This is a genomic window from Shewanella sp. ISTPL2 (assembly GCF_013283205.1).
Classification (GTDB): Bacteria; Pseudomonadota; Gammaproteobacteria; order Enterobacterales; family Shewanellaceae; genus Shewanella; species Shewanella oncorhynchi.
This window is the reverse complement of the sequence record NZ_JAAPAV010000001.1, coordinates 934,166-960,523: the sequence shown is the minus strand read 5'-3', so window position 1 is coordinate 960,523 and position 26,358 is coordinate 934,166. Positions and strand designations below refer to the sequence as shown.

The window sequence follows — 26,358 nt, the reverse complement described above, 5'->3', positions numbered from 1 at the left end:
ATTAGCGCTTTGCCAGCGTGACGCCCGTGGTGTGCACTGTCATGCCACACACAGGAGCAGTAACGTGCGGTAGTAAGTTACCGCAGTGGATACCTTTGCCCGTTGCTCTGACCAACTCTTTGTTTTTAGAACCAAAGCCCATGTAAGCAAACACAGTATCTTGGCGAATACCCGGCGTGACTAAGGCATGGCCTTCTTCTGTGCCTACACTGCTGGTGAGGCGGATTGGGTCGCCATTGCTGATCCCTAATTTGCCCGCAGTGACGGGGTGAACCCACACAGCGTTATCCGACATCAGGTTAGCGAGTATAGGTACATTGTGGGTTGCACCATTGGTGTGCACCGCCACTTTTCCTTGGATAAAGTACAGCTCATCTGCTTTTTTAAGATTCACTTCGCGGAACTTGATCACCCCACGGCCTGGTGCCATGGCTTCCACTTTCGCGGAAGTGAGTTCAATTTTGCCACTCGGGGTTTTAAAGGTCAGTGCGCTGGCGTAAGTGCCGTCTTCATCGGCAGGTCGCGCATTGGGGTATGCCTTAATAAACTCGGCAACCATCTTAGGCTCGCACAACATAATTGGCTTACCGAAGCTCACAAAACCTTCGTCTTTGATCCGGCGCAGCAGGTCAGTGTCGCGGTTCACCTGCAGCATTTGCAGGGTTTCCATGTTTTCCCATGGATAGAACTCGCCAAGGCCCATAGCCACACCCACATCCTTAAAGATCTGCCAAGAAGGCTTAGTATCACCTAAGGTTTCAACGACCCGTTGGCGCACATAATAGGCCGGATTTTTACCTGACTTATCAGCAATTTCTTCATCACGTTCAAGATAAGTCGACTCAGGTAAAATCACGTCAGCATAGGCGGCGGTTTCGCTGATATACACATCACACACGGCGATAAAGTCGAGCTTTTTCATCGCTTCAACAACGCGTGCTCTGTCTGTCATGGTTTGCATTGGGTTAGTGCGTGACATCACCCAGCCGTGTAACTGGTAGGGCACTGCGCTTAAGGTGGCATCGAGAATGGTTTGGTAAACGCCGCCCGATGTCCACATCATGGCGTACTGTTCTTCCACCTGATCGATACGTTTCGCTGCTGGTTTTGGCATGTCTTTCACGCCAGGTTTTGCCAATACAGGCGCAACCGCTTCACCGGCAAGCTTGTTGTAATCACCGGGTTTCTGGCCGATATAAATCCCGCCCTTACGCTCAATATTACCAATCAAGACGTTAGCGGCATAAAGGGCGCGGCGCATCTCAAACTCTTCGGTGGTAAAGGTAGCTCTGTGACCAAAATCGACCACAGCATGGGGCGCTTTAGCGGCATATTCGTGGGCGATACGACGGATGTCTTTGGCAGGCACATCGGAGATGGTTTCTGCCCATTCAGGGGTATAGGCTTTCACTTCGGCGGCAAAGGCTTCGAAGCCTTCCACATAACGCGCGACAAATGCCTTGTCGTAAAGATTATCTTCAATCAATACATGACATAACGCCAAGGCGACGGCAACGTCGGTTCCGGGACGAATGGCATACCATTCATCGGCTTTATCGGCCACGACGGAGAATCTTGGCTCGAACACCACCAGCTTGGCACCTTTGTCCATTTGCGCCGCCATCATGCCGCGGGTTTCGGACATATTGATGCCTTCGTACAGGTTATGGCCGAAGTTAATGATGTATTTAGAATTACTTAAATCACGTTTGACCTTAGTGCCAAAAATAGCCTTAGCGGCAATTTCATAACCACCTGGGCAAGTCGACGCGTGGGTAAAGGTATTTGGACTACCAAAGGCGGTCGCAAGGTGAAACAAATGCTTTTCTTGTGAGCCAGATTTTGACGAGAATGCCACGGCTTCTGGGCCATGTTCTTTTTTGATTTTATTGAGGTTTTCAGCAATTAATTTATAAGCTTCATCCCAACTGATCTCAGCCCATTTACCTTCGCCGCGCTCACCGACCCGCTTTAACGGTTTAACGATACGCTGTGGATCGTACAATAAACTATGGCCTGCGCCGCCACGGGCACACACTTTACCGCCAAAGGATTTAGCGGCCTTGTTGCCACTAATGAAGACGTTTTTGCCCTCAATCACCCGCGCCGAAATCGGGCAGCGAGTCGAACACATTTCACAAATACTGGCAATGTCTTTGCCCATGCCCTTTAGCTGCTTATTCTCTAATGCCGCTAAGCTGCCCGGCAGCAGGCTGGCCAACGCACACGTGGCGCTGCTCGCTCCTGCTCCCTTTAAAAAGGTTCGCCTATTAAGCTCAATCATGGTTACCTCCATCACGCTCATCCCACCCGTCAGTCGCCACATTGGACGCCATCGAGCAGAGGTTTGCTCACTGATTTGATTACTTTTTTAGTTATAAAGCGTTAAAACAGCGCCACCATATCTTCAAAATACACGGCATACGCTGAATACACTGCTCATCCACAGAGATTGTTATCCCGAAAGAGGTAGGTGGGTATTGTGGTAAACCACATGGGGAAGCTCGGTGTGATCTACCGCAACTAAAACCTAGGACTGACCTTGAAATACGTGAATAAGATCAATAGGTCCTAAAACACGAGCAGAAAAAAGCCGCCAGATGGGGTAAATGGCGGCTTAAAAAAAACAGATATCTCAGTAAATTGCGATAACACTCGTGGGATGAGCATCACTATGCTGAGTGAAAAGCTGAGTAAAAACCTACCACAATCCTTAATCCATTAATTCTATATCGAGGCAGTTGAGCAGCCGAATCGCTTCGTCGCGGCTAAACTTAGCGCCTTTGATTTTATTGTTAAAAATGTCGATATCGTAATTGGATGCCTCGCTGAAATCCGCCTCCAATAATTGAGTTCGGCCAAACAGACTATGACTAAAATCCGTGTAGGTGAAATTGGCTTGATTAAAACTGCCCTCGCGAAAATCGACATCGTGGGCCTTGCACTCTTCGATGATAATTTCATCGAGGGACAAACCTAAAAATGAGCAATCATTTAAGATGGATTGCTTAAAGGAAAATGGCGCGGCAAAGGATAAACGCGACCACGCGGCTCGGGTCCAATCGATACCGACTAACTTACATTCTTCAAACTCCACCCCGCTGAACTGACACTGGGGCACTTTCACTAAACTTAAGTTGCAACGCACAAAGCGGCAATCGATAAACTTGCACTTACGGAAAGTGCTCTCACTAAAATGGCAATCTTGAAAGCAGCAATCCTCAAACTCGATACCCTGTAGATCTTGGGCTAATTCCGACAAGCCATTGAACTGTTTTGATAAAAAACTATTGCCCTGCAAAACCGCGCTTTGCGCGAGTTGGGATGGCGCAAGCACTGATTGTTTAAGTACAGGCACTTCTTTCTGTGACGACATAACACCTCTAATCCTGCCCAATGCCCAGCAATAAAATATGCAGGGCAATTGGGCTAGATACTGCTTATTATTGACTCTCTGATACGAGGCTTGAGACTCACCGGCTAAATGCTCGCGACGAGTTCCTCAAGCTGATCGGTCGCCTTAGACCAACCCTGATGAAACCCCATATCCTCATGATTCTGCCTATCTTCGCTATTCCAATGCAGCACCCGCGCAGTGTACTTGGTCTTGCCGTCCACAGGTTCAAAAGTAATAGTTGCCGTCATAAAGGCTTTATCGGACGGCACCCAAGCCACAGTAAAGGCATCGGTAAATACGATGCGCTCATTCTCAACCACCTCGAGATACACGCCACGATTCGGGAAATCCTGTCCCTCAGGGCTACGCATCACGATCACATTTGAACCACCAGCACGCACATCTAAGCTCGCGCTAGCCACAGTCCACGGCCTTGGCGTAAACCAAATTTTGAGGAGTTCTGGCTCGGTCCACGCGCGGAACAGCTTTTCTGGCGGCGCATCGATAATCCGCTCTAATACTAGCTCTCGTTGATTATCATTATGTACATGCTGACTTGTGCTCATATTCCCTCCATTGGATATTTGGCTTGATGGTCTTGTCGGCTGCAGCTACGTCATAAGCTCGCACATCAGCGCGCTAAAATACAGCCCTTCAACATTAGCTCGTCCGCAGAACACCAGCCCTCCATGATGCTCAGCACTGAGTGTTAGCGCGTGATTCCCTTGCAAATCCTTATGCCCGCTAGATTCAAGCCACAGAACTATGTAAAGAGCAGTGTAAAGGGCTGTGTAAAGATCTGTGCAAAGAACGATGCAAATAGCCGTGGCAAATTTTGTCAAAAAAGGTAGAATGTCGCCACTTTTTCGCGGCAGTCTAGAACAAGGTTCTCTCGGATTAATGGTTAGCATTTTCGAGCAAAATGGCACGGGCCCAGCCCGCTTTCGCAGACCACTTTCACTGTGGTGCCAACCTTGCCCTGCGTTTGTTCCATCCCTTGCATTATCTCCACCCAACACAATTCAAACACCGCCCGAAAATACAATTTTTGCTGTTCAAGATTTAACATCAAATCCCGCAAACTGGCTGAGCGATTTACACCCTAAGCCAAGCGCGAATAATAAAGCGGTTGCAATGAATCTGGCTGTTGCTAACGCTATAGTCCATCTGCAAACCGACACTTATAAAAACCTTATCCCTACACTCTCTATCCTAAGGAATACTCGTCATGAGTCTTGCTGATTCCGTATTAGCCGTGAATAACGATTTGCCAATCCGCACCGACAGCCCAGTCCACAGCGGCAAGGTTCGCAGCGTTTACTGGCTAACCGATGCCGACAGCCGCCGTTTAATCAAAACCAAGGGTTATAACGTCCCCGAAGATACCCCACTCGCCATCATGGTGATCAGCGACCGTATCTCAGCCTTCGACTGCATCTTCCACGGTGAAGGCGGTTTAAAAGGCATTCCCGGTAAAGGCGCGGCATTAAACGCGATTTCTAACCACTGGTTTAAACTGTTCGCCGAAAACGGCCTAGCCGACAGCCATATTTTGGATATCCCGCACCCGTTCGTATGGATAGTCCAGAAAGCCCGCCCCATTAAAGTCGAAGCCATTTGCCGCCAGTACATCACAGGCTCAATGTGGCGCGCTTACTCTAAGGGCGAGCGAGTATTCTGTGGCATCACACTGCCTGAAGGCTTAGAGAAAGATCAAAAGCTCCCTGAGCTGTTAATCACCCCATCGACTAAGGGCATTTTAACCGGCATCCCAGGCGTGCCAGCCCAAGATGACGTGAACATCAGCCGCAGCGATATCCAAGCCAACTACCAAGCCTTTGGCTTTGAAAAGTTAGAAGATATCGACCTGTACGAGAAGCTGTTAAAAGATGGCTTTAAAGTGATTTCAAAAGCACTGGCCGACATTGATCAAGTGTTTGTCGACACTAAATTTGAGTTCGGTTATGTGACCGATAAAGATGGCAATTCAAAACTGATTTACATGGATGAAGTCGGCACTCCAGACTCATCACGTATTTGGGACGGCGCCGCCTACCGCGATGGCAAGATTCTGGAAAACTCCAAAGAAGGTTTCCGCCAATTCCTGCTAAATCATTTCCCTGATCCTGATGTGCTGCTCAACAAAGACAGAATGCCAGAGCGTGAAGCCCTAGCCCGCGACAATGACCTGCCACTTGAGGCCATGATGCAAGTGTCACGCACTTACACCGGCGTTGCCGAGAAGGTGACTGGCGCGGCGATTCCGCTGCCAGCGAATCCTAAGGCAGATATTATTAAGATACTCAAAGATGAGTATGATCTGATTGTGTAATAGAGAGTTGTAATCAAATCTGAGGTTTTGGGTGGTTTACCCATAGCTGAATAGTAGAAAAGGCGCTTAGGCGCCTTTTTGTTTAAGTCATTCACAAACTTAACCAATACACCGCTGATAATTAAGCACTGCCATTCCAGTGACACGCCGCCTATATCTTAAAAAAGCAGCATCCATGAGGGCTCGACGACGGCATCTGATGCATACGGAAGTGCGAATGTTGCGATCACATGGATGTGAATGAGTGACCATGCCGTCAACGGTCACCTACATGCCAATGCTTAATCCCGCCAACCCATCCAGTAATCTGAATGCCTTCTTACAAACATACACTTTGCAAATTTAACAATGAGTGGCTCGTTAAATTTTATTATTTAAGTCATTCACAAAATTAACCAATACATCGCTGATGATTAAGCACTGTCATTCCAGTGACACGCCATAAACTCATCCATGAGGGCTCGACGACGGCATCCATGCCGTCAACGGTCACTTACATGCCAATGCTTAATCCCGCCAACCCATCCAGTAATCTGAATGCCTTCCTACAAACATACACTTTGCAAATTTAACAATAGGTGGCTCGTTAAATCCCCTATAGATATTTTGAGTGTATGAGAAATAAAGAAAATTAGATTATACAACTTAAGAATGACTCCATTGTAAGGTCCTAATACTTGATCTTATCAGTAACAATTAGAATTGATTTTATTTTAAACTTTTGTTACTTTTAGGTTGCTTCTGAATGAGGAGATTTGTTTGAACCAATTAGGTCAGAAGGTAAATAACATGTTGTCAAGTACTATCGGAACGCCTAATAAGCTTAACGATAGAAACCATAACAACATCTCGACGAAGCTTATCCTAAGTTTCATAGATGTCTCCAAGGTTATAGTTACATTATAATTCATATCTAACATTACGCGGCAACGTCTTAGGACAAAACGGTTGTTCAAACAACTTGGTTAAGCCGGAGTAGGACGTGTGGAATTGCCGCAGTTCTAAGTCTGCTCCGGTTTTGCTAACGGATATAAATGTTAAAAGAAACTCCAAAATGGTATCGAAATCGAGGTTACCTTCATTTTGATCAGCCTATTAATCAAGCAAAAGCTACTAAATTAGTAACGTCACCTTTTCAAGTAGCAAAACATCCATTTTTCCCACTAATTAGCTACGTCGTTTTATCTAAGAAGATTAGTAAAAATCCTTCGACTGGAATGTTAAATGTAGTTAAAAAGGATAGGCCTATTGCTTATTCTGCTCATAAAGATAGCCATATTTATGCTTACTACGCCGAAATGCTCTCAGTAAAGTATGAGGAAGAGTTAACTAAAAATAATTTACAAGACTCTATTCTAGCTTTTAGGGAGCTTGGGAAAAGTAATATTGATTTTGCCTATGAAGCTTTTTGCAAAATAAAAAATTTTGGACAATGCAGTGCTGTTGCACTTGATTTTTCTAAATTTTTTGACACGTTAGATCATGACTTATTGAAGATATCATGGGCTCATTTACTCGGAGTGAAAAAGCTTCCTAGCGATCATTTCAATGTCTATAAGTCGCTGACAAAATTTTCAAAAGTAGACAAAGATAAACTCTATGAGGCTCTTTCCATCTCCAAAAGTAATCCCAAAAACTGTAGATTAAGAGTGTGTGACGCATCTGAATTTAGGAGTAGGGTTAGGGATAAAGGCTTCATAGAAACTAACAATAATAGTTATGGTATACCTCAAGGTTCGCCTATCAGCGCTCTTCTTTCTAATATTTACATGCTAGAGTTTGATAAAGAAATGAAGCGTTATGTTGATATTCATGGTGGGCATTACTATAGATATTGTGATGATATGTTGTTTATTGTTCCTACTAAGCTGCGTGATAATGTTGCTGAATTTGCAGATAAGCATGTCAAAGCATTAAAAGTAAATATTAACACAAAAAAAACTGAAATTAGAACCTTTAGAAAAATAGGTGACACTTTGGTTTCAGATCAAATGCTGCAATATCTTGGTTTTATGTTTGATGGCGAGAATATTTATATACGTTCATCCTCCTTAGCACGTTACTCTGAAAAAATGAAACGTGGGATCAGTCTAGCTAAACAGACCATGCGGAAATACAATGATATTCGAGCAGAGAAAGGTGCTACAGAAAAAGAGCTATTCAAGAAAAAGTTATATAGTCGATATACGCATTTAGGCGCGAAAAATTTTGTTACATATGGTTTAAGAGCTGCAAATAAAATGGGTAATAGCAAAACGATTCGCCGTCAATTAAAACCTCTTTGGCGACGTTTCCACGAAGAGTTAGATAAAGACTAAGTTTTATCAAATAAAAAGTTTTCATTTAACTTTAAAAGATCGGATAGGCATAACTCTTTTAGAATAACAGCCAACACTTAAGCCGCCGAAGTTCACCTTCCCTGCGAAGTTGCTGAAGGGCGTTGAAGAAAATAGCGTGACGCAGACAGGACGTCTGCGTAGCTTTCGGGGGGAAGGGACGCCCCATCGGAAGCGTTAGCTATTTTCGAATAAGCACAAAGCCACTAATCAATGCATGTAACTTCGCTAGGGACGCCGGGGGATTTCCAAAAGGGGAATAGGCGATTTTTCCCTTTTGGTCGGGTGTGGGGTGAAGCCCCACGACCTTGATTTTAACTTTGATTTAAAGAATAAAAACTCAGAGGGGCTTATTAGTAATATAAAAAAGGTGTGACACTTAGCGTGTTACACCTAAATAATTAATATTTAAATTATAAATATCAACAACGAATAATTAGAAGCGATATTCAACACCAATACTGGCTTGATTAAAGTCTGTATCTGTTTTTCCGCCATTGGCGACGCTATCGACATTAATATCTGCATCATACCAAGTGTACTCAGCATTAATTAAAAATCGATCTGTGACTTTAAATGCCACACCGGCGCCGGCGAATACACCTTCGCCATCGTCATTGCCAGAAAAACCGACGACGTCATAATCTGTCGAATACCATAACTGACCACCTTTAGCATATAGCTCTACTCGGTCTGCAATGGGAAGCATGACTTTAAGGGCTGCCGTGTAACCATCGGTTTCGGCATTGGCTAAACCATTACCATAATCACCAAAGTTAATGTAACTACCTTCAAGAGCAAGGTATTTATTAAACTTATAACCAACAAGGCCCTGCATTACATCACTATTATCATCAAAATCATCATCGCCATCGACTTTTAAATAACCGTAGTTAGCGCCGACATAGATTCCGTTTTCTGCGGCATCACTGTTGCTCATGTTATCAGCATGAGAATATGCACTAAAAGAGGCTAAAGAAATAATGGCAGCTAAAGTAAGAATGGGATTTTTCATAAAGTACTCCTAGTTAATTATTTAAATACACTAAGGACATTACAAAAATAATGCCAACCTCGCAAAACCACACTCAGTTCAATACATAATGAAAACAATAACCTTACTTATCAATGCGATATATTTATTTTAATATTTTAAATTCAAGTTAACTATTTTTATAAAACACATGAAACTTTTTTCATACTTACACTAAAGCCGTGCTAATTCTGTCTTAATGTATTTATTTCCTGTGAAATTGTAACTATTTCATAGGCAATAAAATAAACATACAATTTTATTACATTCAATTAATTCTATTATCATTTCTATTGTGCGGCTTCTTTATTAAAGCAAGTTTATCAAAGCAGCTTTAACGGGAATACTGTGCGGCAGCGTTATGAACAAGAGTTATGGATGATGAACTGATTATTAAGCATGGACGTTATTTGGCAAGGAATATCCAAAAGGGGAACTGGTACCTTCCCCTTTTGGTCGACTCTTGATGAAAAATTAAGAGTGAAGCCCACTACTTTAATTTGGCTTTAAATAAAAACAGACTGAAAGAGAAGCGAGATTTAACGAGTCACAGTGACATTATGAGCAGACCTTCTGCTACCAACCTTCAACAGAAGGTCAAATCTTCACACAAACAAACAGCGCATTACCTGATGCTAAATCCCACGGGACAATTCTTTCATAATCGTGTTCGAAAACATGCACTTCAAAATAGGGCGCTAACAATTCCTGCAGCTCAGTGAAGCTGGTAGCGACCATAGCATGTTGGTCTTGCCATTGCTCAATACTGTGGACTTCTTGTAAGCCCACTTCTTGCAAACCTGCGGCGTGTAACCCAGCTTCCAGCGAGCCTAAGCCTTTCATATCAGAGACAGGTAAAGGCGAGACATCAGCAAACGGCTGACTGCTTTTGGCAATACTCAACTTTAATGACTGTTTCTCACCTTGCCCACTGTAATGCCAGCCGGATTCGAAGGCGAAATGACTACCATCAAACTCGGCAAAATGCTTAACCGAACTTGTGTTATCGATTCTGTGCTTATCGACAGTATTAAAACAAAACAGCCCACCGTCATTAAGTGCGCTATGCACACTGGCGATACAGCTTTTAAGGCGTTCGATGCAAGCACTGTAATGGATGGAATATAAAAAACAGGTAATCAAATCGACGCGCTCTTCTAAATAAAAAGCCGTCATATCTTGGAGGTTAAACTGAGCTTCAGGGCAACGACGCATGGCCATGTCTAGCATAGGCTGATTAATATCAAGGCCACTGCACTGATAACCAAGGTCGATAAAATGCCGCACATGTGGACCAGTGCCACAGGCTAAATCAAGATGTTGCTTACCATTATTGCCGAGGAACTGATGCAGACGATGGATACTCGCGCTCTGTTGCTGGTAGTTGATATCGGAACACATTAAATCGTAATAACCGGATAAATCGGTATAGAGCGCGTTGGAAGACATAGTAGCGAATAGGTAACAAGGGCAATTTTAGGTGGCGCATGATATATCAGTTAGCCGATATCAGAAACAAAGAATTATCCATCGAGTCTCTGCACGTGTTATCACTCTAATCGTGCAACGATATCAATCCACCTAACCATTTACTTTGAGGCGTGAAAGCTCAGCTCTTCATAGGAACTCAAATATTCAAGTTGTGGTTTGGCAAAATAATAACCCTGAAAATACTCAATCCCTATTCCAGCGAGATAATTAAGTTCGGCTTCAGTCTCAATGCCTTCGGCCAAAACTCTTGTATTAAGCTCTAAACAAATACGCAGTATTTCATCCACTGCTAACTGCTTTTCTCTATCGAGAGCGATATCACGGATCAAGGTCATATCAAGTTTTAATACTTGAGGGCGCAGGGCTTCGAGCCAGCTTAAATCAGCAAAACCACTGCCAAAATCATCGATTGCCGTGATAAAACCACGCTTAGCATAGCTCTCGAAGATACGGACTAATTTTGCCCGATCAACAATTTGCTCGCCCTCAGTCACTTCGAACATGATTTTGTGAATATCAAACCCATACATGTCGGCGGCTTCAATCGTCGCGCGGATACATGTCTCAGGGTTATATACGGCATTAGGTAAAAAGTTGATACTGAGCATCTTATCGAGTCCCAGCTTTGAAGCGGTTTCTATCGCTTTAACACGGCAAGCCTGATCAAAATAGTATTTATTATTTTCATTAATCCGCTCAAACACCCACGCAGCCCCTTCACCATCAGGGCCTCTGACCAAGGCTTCATAACCGCTAATCTCACGACTAGGCCAATGGATAATAGGTTGAAATGCCATTCGAATTTCAAATCCTAATGACTTACCACTTAAGCAATCCATGCAAGTTTGTTGCTTTATTCGAGCGGGGAAATCCATAAACGGCCTCCTAAAAATTAACCTTACTAGTGTGAGGATAAATACTTAAATTTGCCAGTTTTTACTGTTCATCATCCTAATAAAATCCATCACATATTAGAGTGAAGAATGCTATTTCCAAAAATATAAAACGATTGTAAACGGCATAAAAAAATGGATGAATCCCAATAGGAGCTTCATCCATCACCATATGCCTCAGACTGATTTACTTCAGTTTATAAATCACTTCAACTCTATCTTCTATGCTCACTTGACCATATTGATAACTCTCGGCGGCGCCCATGGCATCGGCTTTAGCACTCATACGCAACATGACAGGTTGCACAGGGCGTTGATCGTAATAACGGATCTGCCAGATCTTACCGAGGTTTTCACCAAAGCCTTTAGCCAAAGATTCGGCTTTTTGTTTGGCATCCACAATCGCAGCTTGACGTGCTTTGGCGACGTATTCAGCTTCTTTACTCGACTTAAGGGCGATGTTATTCACCCGATTCATACCCTCTTCTAAGGCAGAATCTAAGATTGCATTCAAGCGGCTTAAGTCTGTTACCGTCACGGTAATTTGGCGACTGGCAGTATAACCCGTCAGCTCTGGCGCCTTATCCTGCACATAGACGTATTGCGGTTGAAGATTTAAATTCGCGCTCTGGATCTGATCTTTAGTCACACCCGCTGCGGTGAGACGGGCGATAAACTTAGCCACGGCGGCATCGGAATTATCTTTGGCGGCTTTAGCGGTTTTTTCGGTCACGGCCACTTCCACATTCACATCCGCCATATCGGGCTCGACTTGGATTTGGCTCACACCCATGGTTTCAATATGCGGGAAATCGACCTCAGCGGCGAGTACCGCTGGCGCCATAAACGCGCTAGAAAAAAGACCACCCGCCACCAATACCGCTAAAAGAGAATTTTTCATAACTTACTCCAAAATAATGTGTTTATACCTAAACCACTTCAAATAGAACGCATATTCAAAACGAGACGGCTAAAACGACTGTGTCGCTTATTTAGCGCTTAGGCTATCAGTAAAAAGTGCCAATACTTGTGCCAATATGTAACAGCATCAAGAAATTGTCTCTTGCCCCTATAAACGCGGCCAATTTTAAAAAGGGTTAATTTTTCTGAAAATTTTTTAGCGCTTTTTATCCAGATGAGTTCGACCTTGGATCTTTGGCTTGTCTTCCTATATCCACACCCAAAATAGGCCTTAGGGTTAACTGGCATATTCAGCGCCCCAGTTGTACACTTTTCAGCCAAAGCTACTGTACCTTTTAATCACTTCAGGTATAATCCGCCAACTTTTTTAAGGCGGCTTATACCTCAGCGAGAAACCATGACAGTTGAAACTTTTAAACCCAAGCAAACGACCACGCTTGATATCCCAGTAAAAACATTAGAAGCAGCAAGCACTAATGCTGTTGCCACTGGGAATCGCATCGGTTTCGTGTCTTTGGGCTGCCCAAAAAACCTCGTGGATTCAGAGCGTATTCTGACTCAGTTACGCATCGACGGCTACGAAGTCACTAACAGCTACGACAATGCTGACTTAGTTATCGTCAATACCTGCGGCTTTATCGATGCTGCGGTGGAAGAGTCTCTGGATGCTGTGCGTGAAGCCTTAGAAGAAAACGGCAAAGTGATCGTCACTGGCTGCCTTGGCGCCAAAGAAAACCAAATCCGCGAAGTGCACCCAGATGTGTTAGAAATCACTGGCCCACACAGCTACGAAGCCGTGTTGAAGCACGTTCATAAATATGTGCCTAAGCCAGAGCACAACCCTTTCACCTCGTTAATCCCACAAACTGGGGTTAAGTTAACGCCTAAGCATTACGCTTATTTAAAGATTTCAGAAGGTTGCGACAACCGTTGTACTTTCTGCATTATTCCTTCGCTACGTGGCGATCTCGACAGCCGCCCAGCGGGCAGCATCTTAGATGAAGCTAAGCGTTTAGTGGAATCAGGCGTACAAGAAATTCTAGTTGTGAGCCAAGACACCTCGGCCTACGGCAAAGACAAAGGCGGTCGTACCGATTTTTGGAACGGTATGCCAGTCAAGCAAGACATTACTAGCCTAGCGCGCCAACTGGGTAAAATGGGCGCTTGGGTGCGTCTGCATTACATCTATCCATACCCATGGGTTGACGATTTGATCCCGCTAATGGCAGAAGGTTTAATCCTGCCGTATTTGGATATTCCAATGCAGCATGCAAGCCCGCGCATTCTCAAGATGATGAAGCGTCCAGGCCGTGTTGACCGTCAGTTAGAAGCGATTCAACGCTGGCGTGAAATCTGCCCAGATCTAGTGATCCGCTCAACCTTCATCGTTGGCTTCCCAGGTGAAACCGAAGAGGATTTCCAAATCCTGCTCGATTTCTTGAAAGAAGCTCATCTCGACCGCGTAGGTTGCTTTAAATATTCTGAAGTCGATGGCGCTGTCGCCAACACTATCGCTGAGCTTATCAGCGAAGAGGTTAAAGAAGACAGATACCACAGATTTATGGAACTCCAAGCCGAGATCAGCGCCGAGCGTTTAGCCCGTTTCGTTGGCCGTACTTTAGATATTCTGATTGATGATGTAGACGAAGAAGGCGCCATTGGCCGCAGCTTCGCCGATGCACCTGAAATCGACGGCATGGTGTTTATCAATGGTGAAACTGAGCTGGAACCTGGTATGTTGGTTCGTGCCCGCATCACCCATTCAGATGAACACGATCTGTGGGCCGAAGTAGTCGACGCTGACACCCAAGACTAAGCTGTTCTGATATAGGACAGGCTACGACTCAAAAAGCGAACCTCTGGTTCGCTTTTTGTTTTTTATCATTCGATGCACCGTAAACATTAACACTGCGAATGCTTCACCATTCTTACTCCACTGTTTGGCCTCACTATCTATTTCACTTATTTATCAACGGCTAGGCTGTGACGTTATGAATTAAGCATTAAGCATCGGGTCCCAACATCTTATTGACATCGACCCAAAGCTCGAATTCTTCTGCCGTGACAAACTCAAGTTCTAATGCCGCTTGGCGCAGTGTCTTATGCTCACTATGGGCTTTTTTGGCTATCTTAGCGGCCTTTTCATAACCGATATGTTGATTCAGCGCCGTCACTAACATGAGTGAATTTTCCACATGCTGCGCGATTTGTGGCTCGTTCGCCACTATGCCGACCACGCAATGGTCATTAAACGACTGGCAAGCATCCCCCAATAAGCGCCCCGATTGCAGCACATTGGCGATAATCATCGGCTTAAACACATTGAGCTCAAACTGACCATTGCTGCCGCCAATCCCAACGGCGACATCGTTACCCATAATTTGCGCACACACCATAGTCATAGCCTCGACCTGAGTCGGGTTCACTTTTCCCGGCATGATCGACGAACCCGGTTCATTTTCAGGCAGTAATAACTCACCAATACCACAACGCGGGCCAGAACCTAACATCCTAATATCATTTGCGATCTTCATTAAACTGACCGCCGCCACTTTATAGGCCGCCGACAGGGAGACTAATTCATCGTGGGCAGCAAGGGCAGCAAACTTATTCGGCGCCGTCACAAAGGGCAAACCCGTGAGTTTTGCGATATTATCCGCCACCTTAACTGCGTAATCCTTGTGTGTATTCAGCCCAGTGCCGACAGCGGTCGCACCTAAAGCTAACTCGGCCACCCGCTTGAGACTGTGCTCAATGCCTTCGATGGCATGACTTAACTGCGCGGCATAACCCGAAAACTCTTGGCCTAAGGTTAACGGTGTTGCATCCATAAAATGCGTGCGACCGATTTTAACTAGGTGCGCAAACTCCTCGGCCTTATCCTGCAAGCTCTGCTGCAATAACCTCATGCAGGGCAAAACGAGCTCAACCGCTTGGCGATAGGCGGCAATGTGCATGGCGGTGGGAAAAGTATCGTTGGAAGATTGCGAGCGGTTAACATCATCATTGGGGTGCAAGCATTTAACCGCATCAATAAGTTGCCCACCCGAGAGCACATGGCCGCGATAGGCAATCACCTCATTGACGTTCATATTGGTTTGCGTGCCCGAGCCCGTTTGCCAAATCACTAAAGGAAATTGCGCATCGAGTTCGCCTGCAATCAGCTCATCGCACACTTGGGCAATCAGTTGAGCTTTATCTTGGAGCAAGACGCCAAGCTGTTGATTGGTAATGGCTGCGGCTTTCTTTAAATAGCCAAAAGCGTGGATCACTTCGACAGGCATAGATGACTCAGCACCAATACGAAAGTGCTGCCGCGAACGCTCGGTTTGTGCGCCCCAATAACAATCGACGGGGACTTTCACCTCACCCATAGTGTCGTGTTCAACTCGATATTGCTGTGCCATGTGCATCTCCTTCGCTAAAACGCTCTAAGCGTTCACCATACTCGCTCAGGGCGAAAGTACAATTAACCTCCAACAAGGAGTATCAATAATAAGGCTGATTTAAGCGTAAAGATTGGCGTAAAGGCAGGTGGAGGAGCATTAACTAGCAGGATTAACGAGGCACTAACACAGCAGACTAAAACAGCGAACTAAAGCAGTAAAAAGCAGATTAACAAAAGCACAGACCTAGAAAGTCGAAAGGGGCATCGCCCTTGTGCTGATGCCCCTTTCGGTTTTGTGCTTTGCGGTCGTATGACCCTTTGCCCTTTTTCGCTTTCTCGGTGCGGGTCCTAAACAAGGGACTCGTCACTAACGCTTTGAGTGCGTTGTCGGTAATGGTGCCTCGACCACTTTCGTGTTCTAAGGGCATATTTTGCGGTTTTTGCTTCGTCATTTTATGCCTCACTGCTTAATGAAAGTTAAGCCCATAGCCTAACAGCGCAAACTATAACGCAATCAAATCAGATGTACAGAGTTTGTGCACTCCAACATAAAAAATGGCTTTGACTAGTAGGAAAGTATGATAGATTATTCAAACAAAAATAATATATTAGCTTAATAATCAATAAGATTTTATTAATAGGTTTAGTGAGTGGATTTTGCCATAACCTTTATTGGCACTCAAGTTACACTTTGTAATCGACAGATAAGGAGATCAATTTGACATCCGTGTTAGTCGCTCAATCTTGGCTCGGTGCACTGCTTTTACTGATAACGCTTCAAGCCCCGCTTGCCAACGCTTTTTCCAGTTCAGATTCCTGTGTGATGACTATGGGGTATCGCACCAGCGAACGCTTACCCTTTATTGGCGACGAGTCCAATAACACAGGATTTTATCACGAACTCTACCAAGCGGCGGCGGACAAAATTGGCTGCAAACTCAATGTGGTGCGCGCACCTAAATTACGTATTCTGCGGGATCTCAAACTCGGCAATATCGATTTTTATCCCGGCCTTAATTTCACCGAAGAGCGGGCTCAATACGCGCATTTTATCCCCAATGGACTTTCACAACGTGCGATTGGCATTAGCCGTGCTGGCGCCGCAGATATTCGCTCCATTGAACAGTTAACCCATAATGAGATGACCCTCTTAATCGCCCCCGGCAGTTATGACTTTGGCGGCTTACCCGACAAAATCAAGGTACGCAAACCGCCTGAGTTAACCGTCCCTAAAGCCTTGGATTATTTGCTTTCAAACCAAGGGGACTTTTTTATTTATGATCAAACCACTTTGCATTATTACCTTAAAAATCGTGACCAAAGCCAGTTTAAACTCCACTATCACTACAGCGAATTACCTCAGGAAATGTACCTCGGTTTCTCGAAAAAAAGCCGCCACTACCGCGGTAGACACAACCCCAACTATCGCGCTGATATCCCCATCAGCCCAGATAACAGTCCCACAGTGTTAACACCAGATTCTAAAGTCTTTGAATTTGCCAAAGCACTCGCCGCTATGGATTCCCAAGGTGAAACTCAGCGCTTGTATAGCAAGTATTTTGGCTAGCTTAAATCACAAAAAGTACCGCTAACGCAGAGTTCTATTGGACCTTTTATCAATTGAGGTACCAATAAAGAGCTAAGAGAATCATGCCTAACTGATTAAAAAGTGGAAAACTTGTCTTCTGCTCAAGCCATATTCTGATGTTTTAACTCGCTTTGTTACCCTCTGCGACAATATGCCGCACCTGCCACACTGAGATGCTCTTTATAATGCAGCGCAATTAATCCAAGTGAATGGAAGACAATAAGATGGCTGCAAATTCTGCGTATTTATCTCACCCGTTTAAAACTTCAGTAATTTCCTCATCCCTCGCAATCGCCATGGGCTTATCGCTAGCGCCACAGGCTATGGCTGACGACAGCGAATTAGCCAATATTGAACGCTTAGAGGTCCATGGCCAACAGACCGAAAACCGTAACACCTTAGGCTCGGCTGAAAATCTACTGAAAGGGCAAGGAGTCGATTTCTCCGAAGCGGGCGGCGTATCGGCCCTACCTATCCTCAATGGCATGATGGGCGATCGCATCAAAGTGCTGGTTGATGGCGCAGACATTACCGCGTCCTGTGCAAACCAAATGAATCCACCGCTGTCCTATATCTCCGCCAATCAAATCACTACAGCCGAAGTTATTGCGGGTGTATCGCCAGTCAGCGCGGGTGGTGACAATATTGCGGGCGTGATTAAGGTTAGCAGCCTTAACCCTAAATTTGGTGAAAGCGAGGCTATCAAGTGGAATAGTGGCGATATTTCAACTGGATTTCGCAGTGTGAGTGACACCTTATTACTCGGCACCAACGCCACAGTCGCCAGCAAAAATGTCAGTCTTAGCTATCAAGGCGCCTATGAAGATGCCAACAGCTATAAAGATGGTAATGGCGATAAAGTCATCGATACCCTGTACCGCGCACAAAACCATGCACTGACCGCCGCATGGCGCGATGAGACTCAAGAAGTTGCCATCAAATTGACCCACCAAAATATTCCATTCCAAGGTTTTGCTAACCAATACATGGATATGACGGATAACAAGAGTTACGGTGCCCTCGCCCGTTATCAACTCAAACTCGACGATGACGGTGAATTCAGTGCCCAAGTAAACTGGCACGGCGTGAAACACGAGATGGGCTTTTTCACCCCAGAAAAAACCGGCAAGATGCCAATGAACACTGAAGGTGATGACTACAGCTATCAACTACACTGGCGCTTGCCAATGGGTGATGACAGCACCTTACTGGTCGGCCAAGAATACTATAGCTACCGGCTCGACGATGTTTGGCCTGCGGTGCCTGGCACTATGATGGCGCCCAATGACTACATCAACATCAACGATGGCCAGCGAAAACGTGCCGCCGTTTATGGCGAATGGCAGCAAGATTTAAGTCAAAGCTGGTGGTTATCGGCGGGTGTTCGCTTTGAGTATGTCACCACCAATACAGGTGAAGTCCAAGCTTATAGCAACATGCCTATGATGGGCATGCCCAATGTCGACGCCGAAGCGGCAAAAGCCTTTAATGCGATGGACAGAAAACGTGATGATAATCTGATCGATGCCACCTTACTGGCGCGCTATCAATTATCGACTAATCAACAACTTGAGTTTGGTTTAGCCCGCAAGAATCGTGCACCGAATCTGTACGAACGTTACAGCTGGGGCCGCGGCACTATGGCGACCACTATGATAGGTTGGTATGGTGATGGTAATGGTTATGTGGGTAATCCGGATCTTAAACCAGAAACCGCCCATACCCTGAGCGCAGCCTACAAATATAACGATGATAGCTGGCAAGTCTCGACCACGGCTTGGTACACAGCTGTAACGGACTATGTCGATGCCGAAGTCATTGGTAGCTTCAATCGCACCAGTTCGCCTGATGGCAAACGCAATATTCTCCAATTCACTAACTTAGATGCCAATCTCTATGGCGCACGTTTTAATGCGCTCTATCAGTTTGCCGAAACCAGCACAGGTAAATGGCAAGTGTTAGGCAAAGTGAATGTAACCCGTGGCGAGCGAGATGAAGGTGATGAACCTTTATATCAAATCAAGCCGTTGCAAACAGAGCTAGCACTGCAACATCAGTTAGGTCAGTGGGAAAACAGTCTTTCATGGCAATGGGTTGCGACCAAAGATCGCGTAGATGACCGCCGCCTTGAAAATGAAACAGACAGCTACTCCTTGCTCAATTTGAACAGCAGTATGAAGTGGCAGGATCTGACTGTTACCTTCGCCGTGAATAATCTGTTCGACAGCTACTATGAGCTGCCACTGGGCGGCGTGAGTGTGGCTGAATTTAAGGCCGATAATACCAATGGCTTTAACCAAATTGCCGGTGCAGGTCGCTCGTTCGAACTCAGCGCAAGCTATGCATTTTAACGACTGATTTTAAAGGCACTGTTTTTAACAACATAGTTTTTAACCACATGGTTTTTAACGGCGCGGATTTTTAGGCCGAACAGCTCTAATCGACGCGTTAAACAAAAAGGGCAAGCAGATTAAGTGATTAATCGCTTGCCCTTTTTATGCTCAAACCACATTCATGCTACCAAGACTAAAATACTAGCACTAAAGCACTGAGACGACTTAAGCGCACTATGCAGCACGGCGAAACGAGTGAGACTATGGATTAGTTACCCGCAATCTTCATTTCAGATAACAAGATACCGCCGGTACGAATCGATGAGCGCAAATCAAAATCCTTACTCACGGCTTGCACGCCACGGAACATCTCTTTTAAGTTACCCGCGATAGTGATCTCTTCCACTGGATATTGGATCTCACCGTTTTCAACGTAGAAACCCGCCGCACCACGGGAATAATCGCCCGTTACCATGTTCACGCCTTGGCCCATGACTTCGGTCACAATCAAACCTGTGCCCATGTCTTTCACCAATTCGTCGAAGGTTTGGCCTGTGTGGCCAAGCGTCCAGTTATAAATACCGCCCGCATGGCCCGTGTTGGTTAAGCCTAACTTGCGCGCCGAGTAGCTGGTCAGCAAATAGGTTTCTAACATGCCGCGGTCAATAATGCGTCTGTCTTGGGTCGCCACGCCTTCACTGTCATAGTTCGCGCTCGCCAGTGCGCCCAGTAAATGCGGCTGCTCTTCGATATTGAACCAATCGGGGAAGATTTGGGTGTTGATCGAATCCAATAAGAAACTGGATTTACGGTATAAACTGCCACCGCTGATCGCTCCGATAAAGTGGCCGATTAACCCTGTGGCGATATCTGGCGCTAATAAAATGGGTAAACGCGTCGTCGCGATCTTGCGCGCACCGAGGCGGCTTACTGTCTTCTCGGCGGTCTTTAAACCTACCGTTTCAGGTGCAAGCATCTCGCTGAATTTACGGGCGATAGTGTAATCGTAATCCCGTTGCATATTGCCTTCGCTATCTTCACCAATCACGCTGCAACTCAAGCTATAACGCGAGCTGCAATAACCGTTTAAGAAACCGTGGCTGTTGCCATACACTTTAACCGCGGTGTGAGCATTGGCACTGGCGCCGTCGGAATTATTGATACGTGGATCGGCATCGAGCGCCGCAGTTTCGGCGCGGATTGCCAGTTGCGCTAACTCATCGGGGGAAATATCTTGTGGATAATACAGTTGAAGATCGCGGATCTGATTTGCCATCAAGGCTTTATCGGCAAGGCCACTGAATGGATCGGGAGAAGTATAACGGGCGATATCGTCGGCCGCTTTCACCGCGAGGGCAATGGCCTCTGGACTTAAATCCGACGTCGATGAACTGCCCTTGCAACCATCGCGGTAAACCGTAATCCCTAAGGCACCATCTTTATTAAATTCAACGGTTTCAACTTCTTTTAAACGGGTAGAAACCGACAAACCTTGTTGTTTACTGATCGCCACTTCGGCAGCGTTCGTTCCTAATTTGTTGGCATATTCCAGCGCCACGGCCACCGCATCTTTCAGCGCGCCTAATTCACTATCGATTCTGTTCAAAGACACAAAGCTACTCTTTCGTTGTCGGCAATTGCCGTAGCATAACAAACACAAAACCCATTCACATTAATTATTCGCGGCTGACTTAGGCTTGAGAGCGTATCCTATACCCAAACAACCTGAAGATGCAGGATTCAGCGGGAGTTTAACGCACTTTAGGCAAGGCGGTTATTTGCGGACCTAGTGGTCTAAGTTAAAAATAACCAACGCAGCATAAAGTGCGTTAAAACCCGCCGGGACGGAGCGCCTAGGGCACTTCACTTCCGTGTTGCATCAATTCAAAAGGTAGCCGACATTCTGTCATTGCTGCGCCTTGAATTGAAGCACCCTATGCGCTCTGAAACTCGTATCTTCAGGTAGCTTGGGTATAAACACATTCACCTAGGCGATTTTTGGCTAGAGATGTTATTATTAGCCAGTAAATTACTTGAGGTTTTATCTATATGAAGATTGTTGGTGATTCAGAACATTTTAAACAGCCCTACGACATAGATGAAGATTATGTCAGCAGCAAAACAACGGACAAGCGTGATAGCGAAGCCGTGCAAAAAGTCGGTATGGAGCTTGTTTCACTGAGCAAGACTCAGCTAGATAAAATCGAGCTGGATGAGTTTTTGTACGACGCTATCCTGCAAACACGTAAAATCAAGGTCAATACTGAGGCGTATCGTCGCCACATGCAGTATATCGGCAAATTGATGCGTAATTTTGATATTGAGCCAATCAAGGCTTCACTCGCTATCGTGTTGAATAAAAACAACAACGAGACCGCTAAGTTACAAATGTTCGAAAAAATGCGTGAACGCTTACTCACCCAAGGTGATGATGAGATTCAAACTGTCGTCGAGCATTATCCGCAATTAGACAGACAAAAACTGCGTACTTTGGTGCGTCAAGCCACCAAAGAACTGGCCAAAGGCCCAGAATCAAAATCATCTAAAGAGCTGTTTAAATATCTACGCAGCGAAATCCAAGACTAATTAACTTCAGCCCCACAAGGATGTTGCTTATGCGACTTAGCAAAACGTTATGTAGCCTAGCTTTGCTTTTTATTGGACTATTTGGACTCGGGGCCTGTAACGGCCCTGCGGACGAAGATAACGGTGGCACAGATGCAACTGACGGTATCTATAAACTGTCTATCGACTTTAAAACCTTATCGGGTTCTGAATGCGGCAGTGTTACTTCACTCCAAAGTTTCCCTAAAAACACAGGCTTTTGCGCAGTCGCGAAGTTAAAGAAAGGCTCAGCTACAGTGAGCAATCAGAAAGTAGACTTTACGACAGACCTTGGTGTATTAACACCTAATAGCAAACTAACAGACAATAACGGTGAAGCCATTATTATCGTTAGTAATCCTGATTTACTTGTCAATGCAGGGATAATTACTGCAACGACAACCCCAAATGATTCCACAACGGCGCTAACAGCTACCCGCAATTTTGAGTTTTTAAGTGCTAGCGATGGTACTTCTCCTGCTGCACCTAAACTCAGCGCCAGTATTTTAAACAGCTCAGCCTTAGTCACTCGCTTTAAAGTCGATGAGTCGGTGCAATTACAAGCCATATTGCTCGATAGCGAAAGCAAAGGTATCGAAGGCGCTAAAGTCACCTTTACTGCTGGTTCAGCGGCGCTCAATCCTGCCAGTGCGCTGACCAACACTCAAGGTATTGCGCAGGTACCCTATACGCCAAGTGCAACTGAATTAGGGGCAAATGCCTTAACGGTCACTGTGGACTATCAAGGTCAATCGCTGCAAACCAGCAGTTTGTATGAAGTGCTGAGTAAAGATGCCGTCAATCAAGAAGGCACGCTGAAACTCGGCTCATTCAATGGCGCAGTCTTTACCGAAGGTAAACTGGCGAGCACCTTAACGGCCAATGCCGATGGCAAATATAAAATCAGCGCAGGCGGTAGTTTTGGTGTAAGTGCAAGTTTAGTATTAGAGGCCAATGACGGCACGGTTACACGAGTACAAACACCCTCTTCCATCAGCTTTAGCTCAGATTGCACCACAAACAATAGCGCCACACTCGATACCCCAGTTACGACTTTATCGGGTAATGCGAGCTCGACCTTCCAAGACACAAGTTGCAGTGGCAACAGTGAACGTAGCGACCAAATCATCGCCACAACCGTAGCTGGCAATCAGACGTTAACGGCGAATTTCCCATTTACTCTGCAACGTCAAACGCTTGCCAGTTTAAGTTTTGAGTCGGCAGAGCCGGCACAAATTCGCATTAAAGGTGCGGGCGGCACAGGTTCAAGCGAATCCTCTTTAGTCAGCTTCAAAGTCACCAGCGCCAATGGCCAACCCGCAGCGCAACAGAAAGTCAGCTTTACCTTAGACACTGTGGTTGGCGGTTTAAGTTTTGCCAATGGCACTGCGAATGCGCAAAGCCTGACTAACTCCCAAGGTATCGCCAGTGTGCGCGTATTATCCGGTACAGTACCCACGCCTGTGCGCGTAGTCGCTACTGCAGTTGATACTGATACTAAAGAAGTCATCACTAGCCAATCAGAGCAACTGACCGTCAATACTGGCTTGCCGCAACAGCTTGGATTTAGTCTATCAACGACAATATTCAATCCAGAAGCAGGTGACTTTAATGGTGAAACTGCAACGATCACCATACGAGCCTCCGATAGTTTTGGTAATCCAGCGCCCGATGATACTGCTGTCAACTTCACGACAGAAGGTGGCCAGATCCCAACATCATGTTTAACTAAAAATGGGACATGTAGCGTTGTTTGGACTTCACAAACTGCACGAGTACCCGATCACCGCATCACGATTCTCGCTTATGCCTTAGGTCACGAAACCTTCTTCGATACCAATGGCAATAACATCTTTGATGATGCTGATGTTAGTAAAGACATCAATGGCACGCCTGTGCCTGACTTGGCTTGTTTAACGAATTCAGGCGTTGTGAAAAAATGCACAGGCAATGGTATGGACATCGAAGCCTATCTTCCTAGTGGTTTTAGTGATCTAGGTGATGCGTTTAGGGATGACAATGAAGATGGCATTAGGAATTCAGCCGAACCATTTTGGAATACTCAAGCAAAAGAATATAGTTTTGCCGATGGTAAATTTAACGGTCCACAATGCGAAAGCGCACTCTGCGGCAAAGGCCAAGCCAATAAAACCTATATCCGCAAAGCCTTAGTAATGAGCATGTCAGGCTCACAGGCTTATATCAGTGTGATGCAAGACGGTGTGTTATTGCCGAGTGTGAATGACATCAAGCCTGTGGCCGTTGGTGCTAGTTCTGAGTTTGTAGTATTTGTCCACGACAGTGCGAATCAAATCATGCCAGCTCAGACAAGTATCGAACTTTGCGTGGATTGTGCTGGAACGCCTAAAACCTTCGAGGTTCCCAATACTGTGTATGCGAAAGGCAGTCTAGGTTCACCACTGAAATTTACGGCATCGGCCAACACCAGCGTATCGGTGAAAGTCACGACCCCTAAAAATGTGGTCACTGATAACTTAGGTTTCACAGTGCCATCGCTTTAAAACGTGATTAAGCAAACTAAAAAGACCCGCGAATGCGGGTCTTTTTATTGGAGGATTTTATTAGAGGATGACAACCCACGGCCCTTAGATCTACTACACATCTTTAGTTATAGCTGTGCATCTATGAGCCATGACTCTCACTAATTTTATAGCTCTTAATTTTGTAGCTCTACTGCGCGGCGTAACCGGAAACTACGTAAAGCCAAATACAATGCTCCCACAGCCGCCCATATAAGCCCCAACTCTAATGATTGTGGCTCTAAGTTCACCCAAAGCACGCCAATAGTACCGGCGCCACACAATGGCAAGACTAAGTATTGTAAGTGGTCTCTAAAAGATTTATTACGTCGATCCCTTAGGTAAAACTGCACAATCACGGCTAAGTTCACGAAGGTGAACGCCACTAAGGCGCCAAAGTTAACTAAGGCTAAGGCCATTTCCAAATCAAATGAGACGGCAGATAGCGCAAGTGCGCCCACCAACAAGACATTAAATGCAGGGGTTCGCCATCTAGGATGGATATAAGCAAACCCTTTACGTGGCAACATATTATCCCGCCCCATCACATATAAAATCCGCGCAACCCCAGCATGGGCAGCCATACCGGATGCCAATACAGCAACGGTGGTCGCGACTAATACGATGGACTGGAATAGATTACCACCCACATAGAGTGCAATTTCAGGCAATACCGCATCAAGCTGTTGAAAGCGGGAGATATCGGGGAAATAGAGCTGCAAAAAATAAGACACGCCAACAAAAATCACGCCACCGAGCAAAGCCGTCAACACAATCGCGCGAGGAATAACACGTTGAGCATCTTTAGTTTCTTCAGTCAGTGAACTTAACCCGTCAAAGCCGAGGAAGGAGAAACACAGAATCGTCGCCCCTGTGAATAATGGCGCCATCGCCATATTATCGGCATAAAATGGTCGCACACTCGCGATGACACCTTCGCCTTCACCGAGGGAAATGCTATAGGCCATTAGACCAATGAACACCACAATAATGGCGATCTGTGCAAACACTATCACCCCATTAAAGTTCGCGACGAGATCAATCCCCTTGAGATTAAGCAAGGTCATTATGGTCACAAGAGCGAAAATAAAGATCCAAGGTTCGACGCTGGGAAACATGGCGGTTAAATAGATTTTTGCGAGCAACATATTGATCATTGGCATAAACATATAGTCCAGCAGCGATGACCAACCCACCATAAAACCAACATTCGGGCTAAAGGTTTTTTGAGCATAAGTGTAGGCTGAACCCGCATAGGGATATTTACGTACCAAATGACCGTAACTAAACGCGGTAAATAAAATCCCCGCCAATGCGAATAGATAAGACGTAGCCACATGGCCAGAGGTGATCTCGGAAACAATACCAAAGGTGTCAAAAACGGCCATAGGCGTGAGATAGGCAAGCCCCATCACCACCACTTGCCATAAGTTGAGGGTCTGCTTCAAACCCGGATTTTGTTGGCTCATCAGCACACCCCCATTGTACAGGGTTGAACACCT

General features: G+C 45.5%; 19 protein-coding genes. 8 read left to right on the top strand and 11 right to left on the bottom strand.

Annotation, left to right across the window (positions count from 1 at the left end):
* Position 1: 1 nt before the first annotated feature.
* The 3 genes from phsA to HUB64_RS04320 form a co-directional block, all read right to left on the bottom strand.
* Positions 2 to 2,284 (bottom strand): thiosulfate reductase PhsA, encoded by a 2,283-nt coding sequence (gene phsA / locus HUB64_RS04330; protein WP_173496468.1) that lies wholly within the window; start codon positions 2,282 to 2,284, stop codon positions 2 to 4.
* A 429-nt stretch (positions 2,285 to 2,713) separates the two neighbouring features.
* Positions 2,714 to 3,376: a pentapeptide repeat-containing protein gene (locus tag HUB64_RS04325; RefSeq protein WP_173496467.1), complete on the bottom strand. Its 663-nt coding sequence runs from the start codon at positions 3,374 to 3,376 to the stop codon at positions 2,714 to 2,716.
* 104 nt (positions 3,377 to 3,480) lie between these two features.
* Complete coding sequence (locus HUB64_RS04320) at positions 3,481 to 3,963, bottom strand: SRPBCC family protein (RefSeq protein WP_173496466.1); 483 nt, start codon at positions 3,961 to 3,963, stop codon at positions 3,481 to 3,483.
* Between the two features lie 247 nt (positions 3,964 to 4,210).
* Here HUB64_RS04320 and HUB64_RS04315 point away from each other — a divergent pair, with 247 nt between their 5' ends.
* The 3 genes from HUB64_RS04315 to drt2 all read left to right on the top strand — a co-directional run bounded on the left by HUB64_RS04315 (position 4,211) and on the right by drt2 (position 8,047).
* Positions 4,211 to 4,639, top strand: a complete 429-nt coding sequence (locus HUB64_RS04315) for a hypothetical protein (protein ID WP_173496465.1) — start codon at positions 4,211 to 4,213, stop codon at positions 4,637 to 4,639.
* Complete coding sequence (locus tag HUB64_RS04310; RefSeq protein WP_173496464.1) at positions 4,626 to 5,729, top strand: phosphoribosylaminoimidazolesuccinocarboxamide synthase; 1,104 nt, start codon at positions 4,626 to 4,628, stop codon at positions 5,727 to 5,729. The genes HUB64_RS04315 and HUB64_RS04310 overlap by 14 nt, the downstream gene beginning before the upstream one ends.
* A 1,034-nt stretch (positions 5,730 to 6,763) precedes the next feature.
* A complete protein-coding gene (gene drt2, locus HUB64_RS04305; protein ID WP_173496463.1) occupies positions 6,764 to 8,047 on the top strand; it encodes an antiviral reverse transcriptase Drt2 in 1,284 nt (427 codons plus the stop codon).
* 454 nt (positions 8,048 to 8,501) lie between these two features.
* Here drt2 and HUB64_RS04300 read toward each other — a convergent pair whose 3' ends face one another.
* The 4 genes from HUB64_RS04300 to HUB64_RS04285 form a co-directional block, all read right to left on the bottom strand.
* Positions 8,502 to 9,080 (bottom strand): porin family protein, encoded by a 579-nt coding sequence (locus HUB64_RS04300; RefSeq protein ID WP_105251308.1) that lies wholly within the window; start codon positions 9,078 to 9,080, stop codon positions 8,502 to 8,504.
* A gap of 615 nt (positions 9,081 to 9,695) precedes the next feature.
* The gene (locus HUB64_RS04295) at positions 9,696 to 10,547 is read right to left on the bottom strand and encodes a class I SAM-dependent methyltransferase (RefSeq protein WP_173496462.1); all 852 of its coding nucleotides are present in this window, start codon (positions 10,545 to 10,547) and stop codon (positions 9,696 to 9,698) included.
* 140 nt (positions 10,548 to 10,687) lie between these two features.
* Positions 10,688 to 11,464 (bottom strand): EAL domain-containing protein, encoded by a 777-nt coding sequence (locus HUB64_RS04290; protein WP_173496461.1) that lies wholly within the window; start codon positions 11,462 to 11,464, stop codon positions 10,688 to 10,690.
* 205 nt (positions 11,465 to 11,669) lie between these two features.
* Complete coding sequence (locus HUB64_RS04285; RefSeq protein ID WP_006083233.1) at positions 11,670 to 12,383, bottom strand: oxidative stress defense protein; 714 nt, start codon at positions 12,381 to 12,383, stop codon at positions 11,670 to 11,672.
* A gap of 417 nt (positions 12,384 to 12,800) precedes the next feature.
* Here HUB64_RS04285 and rimO point away from each other — a divergent pair, with 417 nt between their 5' ends.
* Positions 12,801 to 14,219 carry a 30S ribosomal protein S12 methylthiotransferase RimO gene (gene rimO / locus HUB64_RS04280; protein WP_173496460.1) on the top strand — a complete coding sequence of 473 codons (1,419 nt, stop codon included), beginning with the start codon at positions 12,801 to 12,803 and terminating at the stop codon, positions 14,217 to 14,219.
* 187 nt (positions 14,220 to 14,406) lie between these two features.
* Here the strand turns inward: rimO and fumC are convergent, their stop codons facing one another.
* A complete protein-coding gene (gene fumC, locus HUB64_RS04275; RefSeq protein WP_173496459.1) occupies positions 14,407 to 15,810 on the bottom strand; it encodes a class II fumarate hydratase in 1,404 nt (467 codons plus the stop codon).
* A gap of 208 nt (positions 15,811 to 16,018) precedes the next feature.
* The gene (locus HUB64_RS04270) at positions 16,019 to 16,243 is read right to left on the bottom strand and encodes a ribosome alternative rescue factor ArfA (protein WP_173496458.1); all 225 of its coding nucleotides are present in this window, start codon (positions 16,241 to 16,243) and stop codon (positions 16,019 to 16,021) included.
* 266 nt (positions 16,244 to 16,509) lie between these two features.
* Between HUB64_RS04270 and HUB64_RS04265 the strand changes: the two genes are divergently transcribed.
* On the top strand, positions 16,510 to 17,358 hold the full coding sequence (locus tag HUB64_RS04265) for an ABC transporter substrate-binding protein (protein WP_173496457.1): 849 nt from the start codon (positions 16,510 to 16,512) through the stop codon (positions 17,356 to 17,358).
* Positions 17,359 to 17,603: 245 nt separating this feature from the next.
* Positions 17,604 to 19,730, top strand: coding sequence for a TonB-dependent receptor (locus HUB64_RS04260; RefSeq protein WP_173496456.1), 2,127 nt, complete (start codon positions 17,604 to 17,606; stop codon positions 19,728 to 19,730).
* A 250-nt stretch (positions 19,731 to 19,980) separates the two neighbouring features.
* Here the strand turns inward: HUB64_RS04260 and pmbA are convergent, their stop codons facing one another.
* A complete protein-coding gene (gene pmbA / locus HUB64_RS04255; protein ID WP_105251299.1) occupies positions 19,981 to 21,324 on the bottom strand; it encodes a metalloprotease PmbA in 1,344 nt (447 codons plus the stop codon).
* Between the two features lie 437 nt (positions 21,325 to 21,761).
* Here pmbA and yjgA point away from each other — a divergent pair, with 437 nt between their 5' ends.
* Both yjgA and HUB64_RS04245 read left to right on the top strand, forming a co-directional pair.
* Positions 21,762 to 22,298 carry a ribosome biogenesis factor YjgA gene (yjgA, locus tag HUB64_RS04250; protein ID WP_105251298.1) on the top strand — a complete coding sequence of 179 codons (537 nt, stop codon included), beginning with the start codon at positions 21,762 to 21,764 and terminating at the stop codon, positions 22,296 to 22,298.
* Positions 22,299 to 22,327: 29 nt separating this feature from the next.
* Entirely contained in the window at positions 22,328 to 24,838 is a 2,511-nt protein-coding gene (locus tag HUB64_RS04245; RefSeq protein ID WP_173496455.1) for an Ig-like domain-containing protein, read from the top strand.
* A 155-nt stretch (positions 24,839 to 24,993) separates the two neighbouring features.
* Here HUB64_RS04245 and HUB64_RS04240 read toward each other — a convergent pair whose 3' ends face one another.
* Positions 24,994 to 26,325: an APC family permease gene (locus HUB64_RS04240; protein WP_173247144.1), complete on the bottom strand. Its 1,332-nt coding sequence runs from the start codon at positions 26,323 to 26,325 to the stop codon at positions 24,994 to 24,996.
* Between the last annotated feature and the right edge of the window lie 33 nt (positions 26,326 to 26,358).